The sequence below is a fragment of the Christiangramia pacifica genome (assembly GCF_057221535.1).
On sequence record NZ_CM170146.1, the window covers coordinates 510,838 to 527,022 of the forward strand.

Genomic DNA, 16,185 nt, shown 5'->3' on the forward strand with positions numbered 1-16,185 from the left:
TTTAGTAATTGCCAGATTTCGGTTTTGTTTCGGTGTATGCAACACCTATATTTATAGCAAGTATAGCTGAAAAATGAAAAGAAGAAATTTCATAAAGAATACTGGAATAGCGGGAGCTGCTTTAAGCACCAGTCCTTCCCTATTTTCTAAACCCATTTTAAAAGAATTTAATATGACTCAAAAATATCCAGTTGCGGTGGCGACCTGGAACTTTCAGAATGCCACGAAAATGGCCGGAAGCATTTTAGAAAAAGGAGGCTCGGCCCTTGATGCTGTTGAAAAAGGCGTGATGGTTGAAGAAGCGAATCTCAAAAATTCCACAGTTGGTGACGGCGGAGCTCCAGACAGGGATGGAAATGTTACTTTGGATGCCTGTATCATGTCTCCTGATGGAAATGCCGGTGCAGTGGTTTACCTCAAGGAAATTGCTCACCCCGTTTCTGTAGCGCGTAAGGTAATGGAAGAAACTCCTCATGTGATGCTTGCTGGAGAAGGAGCCTTACAATTCGCTATTCAGCAGGGATTCAAGAAAAAAAATCTTCTCACCGAAGAATCTGAAAAGGCATGGAAAGAATGGCTGGAGCACAAAGAATATAAACCCATCATAAATATTGAAAATCACGATACCATAGGAATGCTTTGTATGGATGAAAATGGAGATATCGCCGGAGCCTGCACTACTTCAGGTTTATCTTATAAAATGAATGGCCGCGTGGGAGATTCTCCGATCATTGGTGCAGGTTTGTTCCTGGATAACGAAATTGGTGGTGCCGTGGGAACGGGAATGGGTGAAGCCATCATGAAAAGTGTTGGAAGTTTTTTGATCGTAGAATTGATGCGTCAGGGAAAATCCCCACAGGAAGCCTGCAAGGAAGCAGTGATGAGAACAGTTGAAAAAGCTCCGAATCATAAAGATTTTCAGATCGCTTATGTCGCAATGAATAAAAAAGGCGAAATAGGATCTTACTGTATTCATAAAGGTTTCAGCTATGCTAAGTTTCATAAAGGAGAAAGCACCAACAATCCCAGCGAATCCTATTTAGATTCATAAATCGGGGATTTATCCCGTTTTACTTTAAGCAGGAGTGATTTTATCTTTGTAGTTTTGAAATATTCTCAAATTTATATTTAAATAATTCAGATGGCCGATCAAAAACGCCTTTTTTTACTAGACGCATACGCTTTAATTTTCCGCGGATATTACGCCTTTATTAAAAATCCTAGGATCAATTCCAAAGGATTCAATACGTCTGCGATCATGGGTTTCACCAATTCACTTTTTGATGTCATCAGAAGGGAAAAGCCAGACCATTTAGCCGTATGTTTCGATAAAGATGGCAGCGAGGCCAGGACTGAAATGTTTTCAGAATATAAAGCGAACCGCGATGAAACTCCGGAGCCAATTCGCGAAGCAATTCCTATTATTCAGGATATTCTTAAAGCCATGCATATTCCGGTTGTGGAATGCGCCGGGATGGAAGCCGATGATATCATTGGTACACTGGCGAAACAGGCTGAAAAAGAGAATTACCAGGTTTATATGGTTACACCAGATAAGGATTTTGCCCAGCTGGTTTCTGAGAACATCTTTATGTACCGCCCGGCCCGAATGGGGAATGGTATCGAGATCTGGGGAATTCCTGAAGTTCAGAAGAAATTTGAAGTGGAAAGACCGGAGCAGGTGATCGATTTCCTAGGAATGATGGGTGATTCTGTAGACAATATCCCTGGACTTCCCGGGGTTGGTGAAAAGACCGCTAAAAAATTCATCAAAAAATATGGCAGCATGGAAGGTCTTCTGGAAAATACAGATGATCTGAAAGGAAAGATGAAAGAAAAAGTGATCGATAATGCTGAATTGGGACGCCTTTCTAAAAAACTTGCCACCATATTCACCGATTGTGACGTTAAATTTCATGCTGAGGATTACGAGCTTTCGATGCCTGACGGTGAAAAAGTTCAGGAGATATTTGATGAATTGGAATTCCGAAGACTTAAAGATCAGTTCATTAAACTTTTCAGCGGAGAGGAAGACACACCTCAAACCCAGGTGACAAATTCTCCTTCTGCCAAAAAGAACGCACAGGCAACTGCGGGAGCAGGTCAATTCTCATTATTTGGAGGTGACGGTGAAGAGATCGAAAGAACTTCTTCCAGAACCAATCTATCAGACACACCTCATTTTTATCAATTGCTTAAAACTGAAATGGCGCGAAAGATCTTTATTGAAAGACTGCTGAAACAGAAGAGCGTTTGTTTTGATACTGAAACTACCAGTCTCAATCCGCTGGAGGCCCAATTGGTGGGAATCGCATTCTCATGGGAAGCTGGAAAAGGATTTTATATACCGTTTCCGGAAGAAAAAGAAGAAGCACAAAAATTGATCGAGGAGCTGAGAGAGTTTTTCGAAAATGATAAAATTGAAAAAATAGGTCAAAACCTGAAATATGATATTGAGGTTTTAGACAAATACAATGTGGAAGTGAAAGGTCCGCTTTTTGACACCATGATCGCGCATTACCTGATCAACCCTGATATGCGCCATAATATGGATGTGTTGGCGGAAACCTATCTCAACTATACTCCTCAGCCAATTTCAGAATTGATCGGTAAGAAAGGTAAAAATCAGGGCAACATGAGAGATGTTGATCTTGACAAGCAAACCGAATATGCATCTGAAGACGCCGATATTACGTTTCAGCTAAAAAACTTTTTCGAAAAGGAATTAGAAGAAGCTGAAACCAGGAAGTTGTTTGATGATATCGAAATTCCATTAGTTCAGGTATTGGCAGATATGGAATTAGAAGGCATCAGACTTGATGAGAAATACCTGAAATCGCTTTCCGAAGCATTGGCTAAAGACATTAAAGATCTTGAAACAAAGATTTACGAAGCGGCCGGAGAAGAATTCCTGATCAGCTCTCCAAAGCAACTCGGGATCATTCTATTTGAAAAAATGGAACTTTCCAAGAAGCCGAAAAAAACCAAGACGGGACAGTACTCAACCAGCGAAGATGTGCTTTCCGGACTTGCCGCCGAACATGATATTGTGCAACATGTACTTGATTACCGTGGGCTGGTAAAACTGCAGAACACTTATGTAGATGCGCTACCAAACCAGGTTGAAAAAACCACCGGTCGCGTGCATACAGATTATGTACAAACAACTGCGGCTACAGGAAGATTAAGCTCGAATAATCCTAATCTTCAAAATATCCCGATCAGGACTGAAAGAGGAAGACAGGTTAGAAAGGCTTTTGTTCCTAGGGATGAAAATTACGTTTTGCTTGCTGCCGATTATTCACAGATAGAACTTAGAATTATCGCAGCTTTGAGCGAAGAAGATAATATGATCCAGGCTTTTAAGAATGGGGAAGACATTCACGCTTCTACTGCTGCTAGAGTTTTCAACGTTCCGTTAGAAGAAGTAACACGTGAGCAGAGAAGCAATGCGAAAACTGTGAATTTCGGGATCATCTACGGTGTTTCTGCATTTGGATTGAGTAACCAAACCTCACTTTCCAGAAGTGAATCAAAAGAATTAATAGACACCTATTATAGGACCTATCCAAAATTGAGCAATTTCATTGCAGATCAGGTGGAATTTGCCCGTCAGAACGGATATGTATCAACAATTCTTGGAAGACGAAGGTATTTGAAAGACATAAATTCCCGAAACCAGGTTGTTCGTGGTGCCGCAGAACGAAATGCTGTGAACGCTCCGATACAGGGAAGCGCTGCAGATATCATTAAACTTGCCATGATCAATATTCATAAAAAACTGAAAGAAGAGAATTACAAGACCAAAATGCTTCTTCAGGTGCATGATGAATTGGTATTCGATGCGCACAAAGAGGAATTGGAAAAAGTGAAGAAAATGATCAAATCCGAAATGGAGAACGCTTATAAACTGGAAGTTCCGTTAGATGTAGATCTTGGAATTGGAGAAAACTGGCTGGAAGCACATTAATTAAGGATTATGAAAAAGGGAATTTTACTCATACTTCTTGCCGCATTTGCTTCTTCATGTGAGGATCAAAAAAACATCAGTTCTTATGATCCAGTAGACTGGGAGGCTCGCGGAGTAGAAAATTCTGTGACCGATTCTTTAAGGAAAGGACAATCATATCTTTCGGTTTATTCAGAAATATATAGCCAGACAGAACACAGGACACATAATCTTACTTCTACGGTAAGCATGAGAAATGTTGATATGAAAGACACGATTTATATCGATAAAGCTGAATATTTCAATACCAAAGGAGAACCTATTCGTATCTATTTTGACCATCCAATTTTTATCGCACCAATGGAAACTGTAGAGATCGTGGTAGACGAAACTGATATGGAGGGCGGAACCGGTGCAAATTTCATCTTTGAATGGTCTACGAAAGAAACTTCTCCGGAACCATTATTCGAAGGAGTAATGATCTCAACTTCGGGGCAACAGGGACTTTCGTTTACAAGTAAGGGAGTCCGCATTAAATAGCTAGATCTCCTTTTCTGATCACTACTAAATTATGAATCCTCAAGCGCTTTGGTTAGAAAATTCATCTGAATATTCAACCTTAACCAAGACTATTGACAAAAGCGGCGATTTCTCAAGAAACCATATAATTTCAAATAAAAAAACCTCGCAGATTCACCTGCGAGGTTTTTCAAACTAACACTAAAACTACAATTAGATTGATATACTAGGATTTAGTATACTCAAGTTCTAAAATTCTTATTGGTGAAGCCTGTGTATTTCCAGGATCATTCACATATTGATTTGACTCGATTTTGGTGACTTCAAAAGAAAACTTATTTGTTTCCAGATTGATCAGTTTCTTATGCTCATAGGTAGCACCATTGATCACCATTTTCAAAATCAAACTGTCATTACTAACTTCCCAATCGCCGCTATCCATTCTATCTGAAAGGCAGGAAAATTTATTTTCCCCGGTTCCAGATTCGAATGTCATCTGTGCGTTGTTAGTTACAAACGTATTATCAGCATCAAATGTTATACTCATTGTGTTAAAACAATCGGTTTCATCCAGTAAATTTTTACTGAATACTGTATCGTCGTCTAAATCCACGGCTGTATCGGCCATCATTCCGGTAAGTTGCCAATGACCAATCATATCATTCGCAGTAACGGCAGTTGCATTACTCACCTTCAATTGGGAGTCCATAGACATTTCATCCTTGCTACAGCTAGCCGTAGCCAGGATGATCAGGCCAAAGCTAGCTAAAGCTTTAACCTTAAGTAGGTTATTCATTCTCATAGGGCATTTAGATTTTCGCTACAAAACTAAATAACAAGTATTTATTTTATGACTTTTTTAACATCAAAATTGACGTTAATCGATTTTTAACGTTTTTTATCGGCTAAAATTAAGTTGAATAATACCATTTGTCATTGAAACCACTTACAAATGCATTCATCACAAAAAAAGGATTTGGATGAAAAAATGTACTGCCGTAGATTTGACTGAGAATCAAGCCTTTCAAAGCAAATAAAATAATCTTTTCGCTATTTGCTATTAGAATTTATAATTGTACATTTGCACCCCTGTTTTCCCGATTGAGATTCGGGTAAATGGGATTGGAATGTTTAATAATTAGTAAAATCAATTGGTGTGGACACATTAAGTTACAAAACAGTATCGGCTAACAAAGCCACCAGAACCAAAGAATGGGTTGTGGTAGATGCTGAAGGACAAAATTTAGGTCGTCTTGCTTCTAAAGTAGCATACCTACTAAGAGGAAAGCACAAGCCTAACTTCACCCCACACGTTGACTGCGGAGACAATGTTATTGTTTTAAACGCACAATTAGTCAACTTGACCGGAAAGAAATGGGACGCGAAAGAATACATCCGTCACACAGGCCACCCGGGTGGGCAAAAAAGTCTAACGGCTGCCGAATTATTCGAAAAAAGTCCTGAGAGACTTGTCGAAAAGGCAATCAAAGGAATGCTTCCTAAGAACAAACTTGGAGCAGACCTATTCAGAAATTTAAAGGTTTATGTTGGATCTGAACACGATCACGAAGCTCAAAAACCTAAAACTATTAACTTAAACGACGTTAAGTAATGGAGGTAATTCACAAAATTGGCCGTAGAAAAACAGCTGTGGCCCGTGTATATGTTTCAGAAGGAAAAGGAAACATTACTGTAAACAAGAAAGACCTTAAAGATTACTTCACAACTGGAACACTTCAATATAAAGTGAACCAGCCAATGATGCTAACCGAAAACGAAGGAAACTTCGACGTTAAAATTAACGTATACGGTGGTGGTATCACTGGACAGGCTGAAGCAATCCGTCTTGCACTATCCAGAGCTATGGTAGCGCTAGACCAGGAAAACCATGGCGCTCTTAAGCCAGAAGGTCTTCTTACAAGAGATCCACGTATGGTAGAACGTAAGAAATTCGGTCAGAAGAAAGCCCGTAAGAAATTCCAGTTCTCTAAACGTTAATCTTATTACCGGATTGATTTCCGGGAAGTTCATAAAAAAATTAATTTTTTGTTGTTATTCTGTCCCTGCCGGGCAGAAGTTAGTTTAGCATCTAAACAGCCAGGGCCGTACTGAAAAGTAGCCACCTGGATGTTGCTATCTCAACAGAACGTAAACTATTACAAAAATGGCAAACAAAGTAGAAGTAAAAGAATTACTTGATGCTGGTGTTCATTTTGGACACTTAACCAGACGTTGGAACCCGAACATGGCCCCATACATTTATATGGAGCGTAACGGAATCCACATCATCAACTTATATAAAAGTGCTGCTAAAATGCAGGAAGCAGGTGATGCTCTTGCAAAGATCGCAGCAAGCGGAAGAAAGATCCTTTTCGTAGCTACAAAGAAACAAGCGAAAGAGATCGTTGCTGAACAGGCTGAAAAAGCAAACATGCCTTATATCACTGAGCGTTGGCCTGGTGGTATGCTTACAAACTTCGTAACTATCCGTAAAGCTGTTAAAAAAATGGCTTCTATTGATAGAATGAAGAAAGACGGAACTTTTAACTCTCTTTCTAAAAAAGAGCGTTTACAGGTAGATCGTCTTAGAGCTAAGCTAGAAAAGAACTTAGGTTCTATCGCAGACATGTCAAGACTTCCAGCTGCGCTTTTCGTTGTAGATACTACACGTGAGCACATCGCGATCAAAGAAGCACAAAAACTAAACATTCCAATTTTTGCGATGGTAGATACCAACTCCGATCCACGTGAGGTTGATTATTTAATTCCATCTAACGACGATGCTTCTAAATCTATTAGCAAAGTTGTTTCTTATGTTGCAGATTCTATCGTAGAAGGTCTTTCTGAAAGAAAGTCTAACAAAGACTCTAAGAAGAAAGAAGAGAAAGCTTCAAAAGAAGGAAAAGAGGACAAAGCTCCTAAAGCTAAAAAGGAGAAGAAAGCTGAAGTTCCTTCAAAAGATGCCGAAGATAAAAAGGCAATGAAAGAAGCTAAGAAAGATGTAAGGCTTGAATCTAAAAGCGAAACTTTAGATAAAGCAAAATCATCTAACGAAGAAGAATAAAATAACGTTTTCATAAAATCTAAAAGTCGTTTAGTTTCTTCCTTTACAGTGAGTTTCTAAACGACTTTTTTAAATAAAAGACAATATTATGGCTAAGATAACCGCCGCTGAAGTAAATAAATTAAGAAAAGCTACTGGTGCAGGAATGATGGACTGCAAGAAAGCATTAGTTGAAGCTGATGGTGATTTTGACGCTGCAATCGAACTGCTTCGTAAGAAAGGTCAGAAAGTTGCTGCAAAAAGAGCCGACAGAGAATCTTCTGAAGGAGCTGCTATCGCACAGGTAAACGGAGACAACACTAAAGGTGTGATCATCTCTCTAAACTGTGAGACAGACTTCGTTGCTAAAAATGATGACTTCATCAAATTAGCTAATGATTTCGCTGATATGGCACTGAACTATTCTTCAAAAGAAGAATTATTAGCTGCAGATTACAAAGGGATCACTGTAAAAGACAAACTTACTGAGCAAACAGGAGTTATCGGTGAGAAGATCGAGATCGGTGCATTCAAAACTTTAGAAGCTCCATTCGTAGGATCTTACATCCACGCTGGTAACAAGATCGCTGTTCTTACAGGTCTTTCTAAGAATGTAGATGGCGCTGAAGAAGCTGCTAAGAACGTTTCTATGCAGGCTGCTGCGATGAACCCGGTTGCTCTTAACGAAGACGGTGTTGATCAGGCAACTATCGATAAAGAGATCGAGATCGCTAAAGACACTTTGAGAGAAGAAGGAAAGCCAGAAAACATGCTTGACAAAATCGCTCAGGGAAAACTTCAGCGTTTCTTTAAAGATAACACTTTGGTGCACCAGGCGTACATCAAAGACAACAAGCAAAGCGTTGCAGATTACGTTAAATCTGTAGATAGCGACCTTGAAGTTGTAGGATTTGAAAGAGTAGCTTTAGGATAAGTTTATTCAATATAATTTTAGAAAAGAGGTTTTATTCATTTAAAACCTCTTTTTTTATACCCTATTTTTGCATCATCAAGCTGAACTTGTTTCAGGATGCCTAAAATCTTCTATTAAATGTCTCAAAAACCATTTCAATTCAAACAGTTTAGCGTAGACCAGAATCGCTGCGCCATGAAAATAGGAACCGATGGAGTTCTTCTGGGAGCATGGTCGTCTCTTGATCATCAGCCTGAAAGTATTCTGGATATTGGCACCGGGACCGGGCTTATCGCCTTAATGATGGCACAGAGATCTGATGCTGAACTCGTAGACGCAATAGAGATCGAAGAAAATGCTTATGAGCAGGCGGTAGAAAATTTTGAAAAAAGTGATTGGGGCGATCGTCTTTTCTGTTACCATGCAGCTTTTGATGAATTTGTAGACGAAATGCAGGATGAGGAAAAATATGACCTCATTATTTCTAATCCGCCTTTCTATTCTGAAGATTATAAAACTGGCGATGAAAATCGTGATCAGGCGAGGTTTGCAGATGCACTTCCATTAGAAGAACTCATAGCAGGAGCGTCTCTCCTACTTTCAGCAAAAGGACATTTTGACCTAATTATTCCTGTTGCGGAAGATAACAAAGCAATTGAAATAGCCAATTCCCATAACTTATTCCCTATTAAAATCACGAGGGTTAGAGGCACGGCAGCATCACCAATCAAAAGAAGCCTGATTAGTTTTGGTTTCGAGAAAATAGAACCGGAAATCGATGAACTAATCCTGGAAATTTCCAGGCATAATTACACTGACGAATTTAAGGCTCTGGTTAAAGATTTTTATATAAAGTTATAAATCTCAGTCTGGAATCGTCACCCTGAACTCTGTTCAGGCTCTCATAATACTTACTGAAACGAGTTCAGCTTTAGGAATCGATTCAAAATCAAACTCCGAATAAAAGATTGCTTCTCATAAAAGACTTGGTTACATTTGTTGGAAACACTACACAAAATGAAACCAGATCTTTTCCAGGCTCCTGATTATTACAATCTTGATGAGCTGTTGACAGATGAACATAAAATGGTACGTGATGCCACGCGCGAGTTTGTTAAGCGTGAAATTTCACCAATTATAGAAGAATCAGCACAAAAAGCTGAATTTCCAAAACAATTATTAAACGGACTTGCTGAAATTGGGGCTTTTGGACCATATATTCCAGAAGAATATGGCGGCGCAGGTTTAGACCAGATTTCTTATGGTTTGATCATGCAGGAAATTGAGCGTGGAGACAGCGGAATTCGTTCAACTGCTTCAGTTCAATCTTCTTTAGTGATGTATCCAATTTTCAAATATGGTACTGAAGAGCAAAAAAAGAAATTTCTTCCAAAACTGGCCTCCGGAGAAATGATTGGTTGTTTTGGATTAACCGAACCAGATCATGGCTCGAATCCAGGAGGAATGACCACAAATTTCAAAGACAAAGGAGATCATTTTTTATTGAATGGAGCCAAAATGTGGATCTCCAACTCTCCTTTCGCAGATATCGCTATAGTCTGGGCTAAAAATGAAGAAGGCAGAATTCACGGACTGATCGTGGAAAGAAGTATGGAAGGTTTTACTACCCCGGAAACTCACAACAAATGGTCACTTCGTGCCAGCGCTACCGGAGAACTTATTTTCGACAATGTAAAAGTTCCAAAAGAAAACCTGATGCCTAACAAATCTGGATTAGGAGCGCCACTTGGATGTCTTGACTCTGCACGTTACGGAATTGCCTGGGGAGCGATTGGAGCTGCTATGGATTGTTATGATACGGCCCTGAGATATGCCAAAGAAAGAGAACAATTTGGTGTGCCAATTGCTTCAAAACAACTTCAACAGAAAAAACTGGCAGAGATGATCACTGAGATTACCAAAGCTCAATTAATGGCGTGGAGATTGGGGACCCTAAGAAATGAAGGAAAAGCTACTTCTGCACAGATCTCCATGGCGAAAAGAAACAATGTGGAAATGGCCGTTAAAATTGCACGAGAAGCAAGACAGGTTCTTGGTGGTATGGGAATTACCGGTGAATATAGCATCATGAGACACATGATGAATCTTGAAAGTGTAATCACTTACGAAGGCACTCACGATATTCATCTTTTGATCACAGGAATGGATATTACAGGACATGCCGCATTTTAAATTCAAATAATATGAAAAAAGTTTATTTTCAAATTTAGATTGATTGCCCCAGGGATGAGGTATTTTCTCTAATGCTTGATAAAGAGCATTATCGCAAATGGACTGCAGAATTGAACCCAACCTCACACTATGAAGGCACATGGGAAGAAGGCAGCAAAATTTTATTTCTTGGAGAAACCGAAGATGGCGAGAAGGCAGGAATGCAAAGTGAGATTGCGAAAATGGAACCCGCTAATTTGTAAGCATCACACATCTTGGAATGATTGAAAAAGGCAAGGAAACTCCCTTTGAGAAAAAACTTTATGAGAATTATTATTTCGAAGAAAAAGATGGATCAACTTTGCTAAAAGTAGAAATGGATACTGAAGATGATTGGATAGACTACTTTAGTAAAACCTGGCCCAAAGCACTTCAAAAATTAAAACAGGTTTGTGAAGATATTTGTTAAACTATAAAAGATCAAAGCAGGGGCAACGTTTACAACGTTTGCCCTTTTTATATTTTTCGCAGCATTTTTTCTTTAAAGGCTTTGGCCGTTTGGCCACCACGCCTTCCACTCTTAAATAATCTTTGGATTTATTAGAATAGAATACGATCACATTTATAATTTCTTCAATTTCAGAAGCCATATTTTTAATATACCTCAAAAGGCTGATTTTCTGAGTTAAACAAGCTATAAAAACCCTCTAAGATTTTCTAAATAGCCTATCAGCATTTAACTTTGCAAAAAAATTGAAGAAATTATGATTAAAGAGATAAACGAAAGTTTAGAGCCTCTAACCAACCAGTTAATTAATCATTCTTTATACAAAAAGATCAATTCACCCAGGCAGCTTCAAATCTTTATGGAGCATCATGTATTTGCCGTATGGGATTTTATGTCTTTGCTTACAGCATTGCAGGAGAGACTAACCAAAACCACTAATCCATGGTTACCCGTTGGAAATCCGGAAACAAGATATCTTATTAATGAAATCGTTCTTGCTGAAGAAACCGACATTAATATGAAGGGAGAAAGGCAAAGCCATTTTGAAATGTACTTGGATGCAATGACGGCCGCAGGAGCAGACAAAGCGAAAGTTGAAGATCTACTCATGCAAGTTACACACGGCACCGACATCTTCCTGATCATTGCTACAAGCAAACTTCCTATTAGTATCAAGCAATTTCTAAAACATACTTTTGAAGTTGTATATAGCAGGGAACCCCACAAGATCGCATCAGCATTCACCTTTGGACGAGAGGGATTAATTCCAGACATGTTCTCATCGATCATTGAGAAAGTGCAGCAAAACTTTCCTGAAGACGATTTGAGTTTGTTCAAATATTATTTTGATAGACATATCGAGCTAGACGGAGATGAGCATGGACCTATGGCATTTAAAATGGTAGAGGAGCTTTGTGAAAATGATGAAAGAAAGTGGCAGGAAGTGATAGATACAGCGAAAAAATCACTGGAAAGCAGACTGAAGCTCTGGGATGGAATTGAAGCTGAAATAGAAGCTAAATCTCAGCTGGAGCCAGCTTGAAATATTTAATTTAAAGCATAAAAAAATCCTGGATAAATATTCAGGATTTTTTCTTTGTATATAATCTTCTTATTCCGAAGCCGGAGCAATTCTTACCTCGAGACCATCAAGCCCGGAGGTGATGGGTATCTGACAACTTAGCCTACTATTCTCTTCCACAAAAAAGGCCTGATCCAGCATATCTTCTTCCTCATAACTTTTTTCAGGAAGCATATGTTCAAAATTCAGAATATAACATTGGCAGGAAGCGCACATAGCCATTCCACCACAAATCCCGATCGTTCCTTCTGGTGCCAATTCAAACGAACGGATCACCTCCATCAGGTTCATATTCATATCTGTGGGCGCATCAACTACGTGAGCTTCTCCATCGCGGTCTATAATGGTGATTTTAACGTCTGACATATATTTACTATAAACTTAAATATCATCATTCTGAACTTATTTCAGAATGACTATCCTGCTAATTTATACTTTTTACTACTTCTCTTTTTGCTTCTTTTTTACTTCCGTCGAAACCGCTTACACCACTCACCGTAGTATATTTCATCACATATTTCTTATCAGGATTAATACGCTGATAGGCACTCTGACACATGATAGCTGCCTCATGGAATCCGCAGAGAATAAGCTTTAATTTTCCTTTATAGGTATTTACATCCCCGATGGCGTAAATTCCAGGGATATTGGTTTGATAATCATAAGCATTATCAACTTTGATCGCGTTCTTTTCAATTTCCAGTCCCCAATTCGCAATAGGTCCTAATTTTGGCGACAATCCGAATAATGGAATAAAATGATCTGTATCCTTGATCTCTTCATCTCTGGCTTTATCTTTATGACGAATTACTACTGATTCTAGCTCATCATCTCCTTTCAAATCAACAACCTCAGCATCAGTAATAAGATTGATCTTTCCAATTTTTGAAAGTTCCTCTACTTTTTCTACTGAATCCAAAGCTCCACGAAAATCTTTTCTACGATGCACCAAAGAAACTTCAGAAGCAACATCAGCAAGGAATATACTCCAGTCTAATGCTGAATCTCCTCCCCCGGCGATCACAACTTTTTTATCTCTGTAAACTTCAGGATCCCTGATAATGTAAGCAACACCTTTATTTTCATAATCTTTAATAGAAGGAATAGGCGGTTTTCTTGGCTCAAAACTACCAAGCCCGCCAGCGATCACTACTACCGGAGCGTGATGCTTGGTACCTTTACTGGTTGTTACGATAAAACTTCCATCTTCCTGCTTATCGATAGTTTCAGCTCTTTCTCCCAGAGTAAAACCAGGCTCGAAAGGTTTAATCTGTTCCATCAAGTTATCTACTAGATCTCCAGCAAGAACTTCCGGAAAACCCGGAATATCGTAAATAGGCTTCTTTGGATATATTTCGGAACACTGACCTCCCGGCTGCGGAAGTGCATCGATAAGATGACATTTCAGTTTTAATAATCCTGCTTCAAATACGGCAAAAAGACCTGTTGGCCCAGCGCCTATGATAAGTATATCAGTTTTAATCATGCTTCAATTCATTAAAAGGCTGGCAGACTATCTCTCAACATTTACCACCTTCTCAATTTGGGGTACATACTTTTTAATGGTCATTTCCACGCCACTCTTCAAAGTCATCTGGTTAACCGTACAGCCAACACATGCTCCTTCAAGCTGGACCTTTACCAGGCGATCATCTTCAATGGAAACTAATGAGATATTCCCTCCATCACTTTCAAGAAATGGTCGGATTTCGGCCAAAGCCTTCTCAACATTTATTTTAACTTCTTCGCTCGTCATTTATTTCTTATTAACAGCGCTACATCCGGCCATTGTGGTAATTTTAATGGCTTCAGTTGGAGGCAGATCCTTGTTTCTGTTTACGGTTTCCTGCACCATATTTCTGGTAATTCCTTCAAAAGCGCTCTCCAAAGGAGTTGCCGTTTGCAGAGCTGCAGGTCTACCTATATCCCCTGATTCTCTCAGGCTCTGTACCAGTGGAATTTCTCCAAGGAATGGAACTTTAAGATCTTCAGACAAATTTTTCGCTCCTTCCTTTCCAAAAATATAGTATTTATTTTCCGGTAATTCTTCAGGTGTAAAATAAGCCATATTTTCGATGATCCCTAAAACAGGTACGTTGATACTTTCCTGCTGGAACATAGCCACTCCTTTTTTAGCATCTGCCAAAGCAACATTTTGAGGAGTACTTACAATCACAGAACCCGTTATTGGCAATGATTGCATAATAGATAGGTGAATATCACCAGTTCCCGGAGGAAGATCTATCAGCATGAAATCCAGCTCACCCCAATCTGCATCAAAAATCATTTGATTTAATGCTTTTGCTGCCATCGGTCCTCTCCACACTACTGCTTGATTAGGCTTGGTAAAGAAACCTATAGAAAGAATCTTTACACCATAATTCTCAACAGGCTTCATTTTAGACTTTCCGTTAACGTTAACTGAAAGCGGTTTTTCAGCTTCCACGTCGAACATCATTGGGGTTGACGGACCATAAATATCCGCATCCAGTATACCAACTTTAAAGCCCATTTTAGAAAGTGTTACCGCAAGGTTTGAAGTTACAGTAGATTTTCCTACTCCACCTTTTCCAGAAGCAACCGCAATAATATTCTTGATCCCGGGAATTGCTTTTCCTTTGATCTCAGGCTTTTTCTTTTCTGGAGCCTGCACTTTAATATTTACTTTAACCTTGGCCTTTTCATAAACCTTCTCGTGAATTACCTTCATCACATCCACTTCAGCTCTTTTTTTGATATGAAGTGCCGGTGTACTTAAAACAAGATCAACAACAACCTCGTCGCCAAAAGTCATTACATTTTGAACTGCGCCGCTTTCAACCATATTACTTCCTTCACCTGCTACAGATATGGTTTCCAGGGCCTTTAAAATCTCTTTTCTGTCTAATTTCATATATGAATTTTAATCAGATTCTTTTGCTTATGTAGACTGATTCTAAATGCAAATATAGGTGGAAAAGCTAAGAATACGAAGAATTTAGCCATTTTAGATTTATGTGGTAATAGGTGGAAATTATAGCTTGAAATCGGCTAATTTGTTAGGGAAGCTCTTTCATTGGGTCCCAGAAATATTTCTCGAAATCCACGATCTGAAGATCATTTACAGGCACACCTTCTTCTTCCAGCAATTGTTGCATAGCATTAGTTCCACCAAAATGATGTTTGCCGGTTAGAACTCCGTTACGATTTACTACTCTGTGAGCTGGAATGTCTTCCAGGTTGTGGGAAGAATTCATTGCCCAACCTACCATACGCGCACTTTTTGCAGCCCCAAGATATTTGGCGATAGCGCCATAAGAAGTTACCCGGCCCCGGGGAATAAGTTTACACACCTCGTAAACTCTTTCAAAAAATCCGGAATTATCGCTCATTAGGAATTAAAAATTCTTACCAGTGCCACGATAATTAAAACGAGCATCAGGCCTGCCATGAAATAATTGGAATATTTCGCAAAAGATTCGGCTTTCTTTTCAATTTTATCGAAAAGCACCACATATATATAAAGCGAGGTAAAACTACCTGCACAGGCAGCCAGAGCAAAGGAAATGATCAAAGACCAGTCATATTCCATACCACCGCTAAGATTCATGGTTCCGGCGATAGCTACAAAATACGGGATTGGAAACACATTTAACGCGGCGATCAGCATTCCTTTAAAAACACTGTTCGCATTCGCTTTCTGACGATTATGATTGATCCCTTTTTTGTGTCGTGCCTGAATAAAGAAATATACGGCCAGAATGCAGAAAACCACCAGCCCGGCTCTCAACAACATTCTACGAATAAAAGGATGATCAAAAATGTATTTAGCCAAGAGAACCGCGATAAAAGCCTGGATCAAAATTACGATTGCCGCTCCTATCGCTACATAAAACCCATTTTTCTTACCTTTTTCCACGCAGGTTTTAGCAACGGTCATATTCACTAAACCAGGCGGAACCACTCCAATAAAAGCGGCCAGATAAGTAATTAGGAAAAGTTTTGTTTCTTCCAATACCCC

At 39.2% G+C, this 16,185-nt stretch carries 19 protein-coding genes; 12 read left to right on the forward strand and 7 right to left on the reverse strand.

Going from position 1 to position 16,185, the window contains the following annotated elements:
• Positions 1 to 73: 73 nt before the first annotated feature.
• The 3 genes from AC2S94_RS02330 to AC2S94_RS02340 all read left to right on the forward strand — a co-directional run bounded on the left by AC2S94_RS02330 (position 74) and on the right by AC2S94_RS02340 (position 4,489).
• Positions 74 to 1,051, forward strand: a complete 978-nt coding sequence (locus AC2S94_RS02330; RefSeq protein WP_484629905.1) for a glycosylasparaginase — start codon at positions 74 to 76, stop codon at positions 1,049 to 1,051.
• Between the two features lie 90 nt (positions 1,052 to 1,141).
• Positions 1,142 to 3,970, forward strand: a complete 2,829-nt coding sequence (gene polA / locus AC2S94_RS02335; RefSeq protein ID WP_484629906.1) for a DNA polymerase I — start codon at positions 1,142 to 1,144, stop codon at positions 3,968 to 3,970.
• Between the two features lie 9 nt (positions 3,971 to 3,979).
• Positions 3,980 to 4,489, forward strand: coding sequence for a DUF3124 domain-containing protein (locus AC2S94_RS02340; protein WP_484629907.1), 510 nt, complete (start codon positions 3,980 to 3,982; stop codon positions 4,487 to 4,489).
• A 205-nt stretch (positions 4,490 to 4,694) separates the two neighbouring features.
• Here AC2S94_RS02340 and AC2S94_RS02345 read toward each other — a convergent pair whose 3' ends face one another.
• Positions 4,695 to 5,264, reverse strand: a complete 570-nt coding sequence (locus AC2S94_RS02345) for a DUF5004 domain-containing protein (protein ID WP_484629908.1) — start codon at positions 5,262 to 5,264, stop codon at positions 4,695 to 4,697.
• 360 nt (positions 5,265 to 5,624) lie between these two features.
• On the opposite strand from AC2S94_RS02345, the gene rplM reads away from it, so the two are divergent.
• The 9 genes from rplM (at position 5,625) to AC2S94_RS02390 (ending at position 12,146) form a co-directional block, all read left to right on the forward strand.
• Positions 5,625 to 6,080 (forward strand): 50S ribosomal protein L13, encoded by a 456-nt coding sequence (gene rplM, locus AC2S94_RS02350; protein WP_484629909.1) that lies wholly within the window; start codon positions 5,625 to 5,627, stop codon positions 6,078 to 6,080.
• Positions 6,080 to 6,466, forward strand: a complete 387-nt coding sequence (gene rpsI / locus AC2S94_RS02355) for a 30S ribosomal protein S9 (protein ID WP_484629910.1) — start codon at positions 6,080 to 6,082, stop codon at positions 6,464 to 6,466. The genes rplM and rpsI overlap by 1 nt, the downstream gene beginning before the upstream one ends.
• A gap of 166 nt (positions 6,467 to 6,632) precedes the next feature.
• Positions 6,633 to 7,532, forward strand: coding sequence for a 30S ribosomal protein S2 (rpsB, locus tag AC2S94_RS02360; protein WP_484629911.1), 900 nt, complete (start codon positions 6,633 to 6,635; stop codon positions 7,530 to 7,532).
• An 88-nt stretch (positions 7,533 to 7,620) separates the two neighbouring features.
• Positions 7,621 to 8,445 (forward strand): translation elongation factor Ts, encoded by an 825-nt coding sequence (gene tsf, locus AC2S94_RS02365; protein ID WP_484629912.1) that lies wholly within the window; start codon positions 7,621 to 7,623, stop codon positions 8,443 to 8,445.
• Positions 8,446 to 8,562: 117 nt separating this feature from the next.
• Positions 8,563 to 9,285, forward strand: a complete 723-nt coding sequence (locus tag AC2S94_RS02370; RefSeq protein WP_484629913.1) for a tRNA1(Val) (adenine(37)-N6)-methyltransferase — start codon at positions 8,563 to 8,565, stop codon at positions 9,283 to 9,285.
• A gap of 156 nt (positions 9,286 to 9,441) precedes the next feature.
• Positions 9,442 to 10,617 (forward strand): acyl-CoA dehydrogenase family protein, encoded by a 1,176-nt coding sequence (locus tag AC2S94_RS02375; RefSeq protein ID WP_484629914.1) that lies wholly within the window; start codon positions 9,442 to 9,444, stop codon positions 10,615 to 10,617.
• A 38-nt stretch (positions 10,618 to 10,655) separates the two neighbouring features.
• Positions 10,656 to 10,859, forward strand: coding sequence for an SRPBCC family protein (locus AC2S94_RS02380; protein ID WP_484630890.1), 204 nt, complete (start codon positions 10,656 to 10,658; stop codon positions 10,857 to 10,859).
• A gap of 17 nt (positions 10,860 to 10,876) precedes the next feature.
• Positions 10,877 to 11,065, forward strand: coding sequence for a hypothetical protein (locus tag AC2S94_RS02385; RefSeq protein ID WP_484629915.1), 189 nt, complete (start codon positions 10,877 to 10,879; stop codon positions 11,063 to 11,065).
• 295 nt (positions 11,066 to 11,360) lie between these two features.
• Complete coding sequence (locus AC2S94_RS02390) at positions 11,361 to 12,146, forward strand: DUF3050 domain-containing protein (RefSeq protein WP_484629916.1); 786 nt, start codon at positions 11,361 to 11,363, stop codon at positions 12,144 to 12,146.
• Positions 12,147 to 12,215: 69 nt separating this feature from the next.
• Here the strand turns inward: AC2S94_RS02390 and AC2S94_RS02395 are convergent, their stop codons facing one another.
• From AC2S94_RS02395 to AC2S94_RS02420, 6 genes are all read right to left on the reverse strand, one after another.
• Positions 12,216 to 12,551 carry a 2Fe-2S iron-sulfur cluster-binding protein gene (locus AC2S94_RS02395; protein WP_484629917.1) on the reverse strand — a complete coding sequence of 112 codons (336 nt, stop codon included), beginning with the start codon at positions 12,549 to 12,551 and terminating at the stop codon, positions 12,216 to 12,218.
• A gap of 58 nt (positions 12,552 to 12,609) precedes the next feature.
• The gene (locus AC2S94_RS02400; RefSeq protein WP_484629918.1) at positions 12,610 to 13,671 is read right to left on the reverse strand and encodes an NAD(P)/FAD-dependent oxidoreductase; all 1,062 of its coding nucleotides are present in this window, start codon (positions 13,669 to 13,671) and stop codon (positions 12,610 to 12,612) included.
• Between the two features lie 27 nt (positions 13,672 to 13,698).
• Positions 13,699 to 13,941, reverse strand: coding sequence for a NifU family protein (locus tag AC2S94_RS02405; protein ID WP_484629919.1), 243 nt, complete (start codon positions 13,939 to 13,941; stop codon positions 13,699 to 13,701).
• Positions 13,942 to 15,078, reverse strand: a complete 1,137-nt coding sequence (locus AC2S94_RS02410) for an Mrp/NBP35 family ATP-binding protein (RefSeq protein WP_484629920.1) — start codon at positions 15,076 to 15,078, stop codon at positions 13,942 to 13,944.
• A gap of 145 nt (positions 15,079 to 15,223) precedes the next feature.
• Positions 15,224 to 15,556 (reverse strand): MGMT family protein, encoded by a 333-nt coding sequence (locus tag AC2S94_RS02415; protein WP_484629921.1) that lies wholly within the window; start codon positions 15,554 to 15,556, stop codon positions 15,224 to 15,226.
• Complete coding sequence (locus AC2S94_RS02420) at positions 15,556 to 16,179, reverse strand: LysE family translocator (RefSeq protein WP_484629922.1); 624 nt, start codon at positions 16,177 to 16,179, stop codon at positions 15,556 to 15,558. Before AC2S94_RS02420 ends, AC2S94_RS02415 begins: the two co-directional genes overlap by 1 nt.
• Between the last annotated feature and the right edge of the window lie 6 nt (positions 16,180 to 16,185).

Excerpts from the sequence above, each read along its gene's own strand:
- AC2S94_RS02330 (WP_484629905.1), top strand. The coding sequence starts at position 74 with ATGAAAAGAAGAAATTTCATAAAGAATACTGGAATAGCGGGAGCTGCT.
- polA (WP_484629906.1), top strand. The coding sequence starts at position 1,142 with ATGGCCGATCAAAAACGCCTTTTTTTACTAGACGCATACGCTTTAATT.
- AC2S94_RS02340 (WP_484629907.1), top strand. The coding sequence starts at position 3,980 with ATGAAAAAGGGAATTTTACTCATACTTCTTGCCGCATTTGCTTCTTCA.
- AC2S94_RS02345 (WP_484629908.1), bottom strand. The coding sequence starts at position 5,264 with ATGAATAACCTACTTAAGGTTAAAGCTTTAGCTAGCTTTGGCCTGATC.
- rpsI (WP_484629910.1), top strand. The coding sequence starts at position 6,080 with ATGGAGGTAATTCACAAAATTGGCCGTAGAAAAACAGCTGTGGCCCGT.
- rpsB (WP_484629911.1), top strand. The coding sequence starts at position 6,633 with ATGGCAAACAAAGTAGAAGTAAAAGAATTACTTGATGCTGGTGTTCAT.
- tsf (WP_484629912.1), top strand. The coding sequence starts at position 7,621 with ATGGCTAAGATAACCGCCGCTGAAGTAAATAAATTAAGAAAAGCTACT.
- AC2S94_RS02370 (WP_484629913.1), top strand. The coding sequence starts at position 8,563 with ATGTCTCAAAAACCATTTCAATTCAAACAGTTTAGCGTAGACCAGAAT.
- AC2S94_RS02375 (WP_484629914.1), top strand. The coding sequence starts at position 9,442 with ATGAAACCAGATCTTTTCCAGGCTCCTGATTATTACAATCTTGATGAG.
- AC2S94_RS02385 (WP_484629915.1), top strand. The coding sequence starts at position 10,877 with ATGATTGAAAAAGGCAAGGAAACTCCCTTTGAGAAAAAACTTTATGAG.
- AC2S94_RS02390 (WP_484629916.1), top strand. The coding sequence starts at position 11,361 with ATGATTAAAGAGATAAACGAAAGTTTAGAGCCTCTAACCAACCAGTTA.
- AC2S94_RS02395 (WP_484629917.1), bottom strand. The coding sequence starts at position 12,551 with ATGTCAGACGTTAAAATCACCATTATAGACCGCGATGGAGAAGCTCAC.
- AC2S94_RS02400 (WP_484629918.1), bottom strand. The coding sequence starts at position 13,671 with ATGATTAAAACTGATATACTTATCATAGGCGCTGGGCCAACAGGTCTT.
- AC2S94_RS02405 (WP_484629919.1), bottom strand. The coding sequence starts at position 13,941 with ATGACGAGCGAAGAAGTTAAAATAAATGTTGAGAAGGCTTTGGCCGAA.
- AC2S94_RS02410 (WP_484629920.1), bottom strand. The coding sequence starts at position 15,078 with ATGAAATTAGACAGAAAAGAGATTTTAAAGGCCCTGGAAACCATATCT.
- AC2S94_RS02415 (WP_484629921.1), bottom strand. The coding sequence starts at position 15,556 with ATGAGCGATAATTCCGGATTTTTTGAAAGAGTTTACGAGGTGTGTAAA.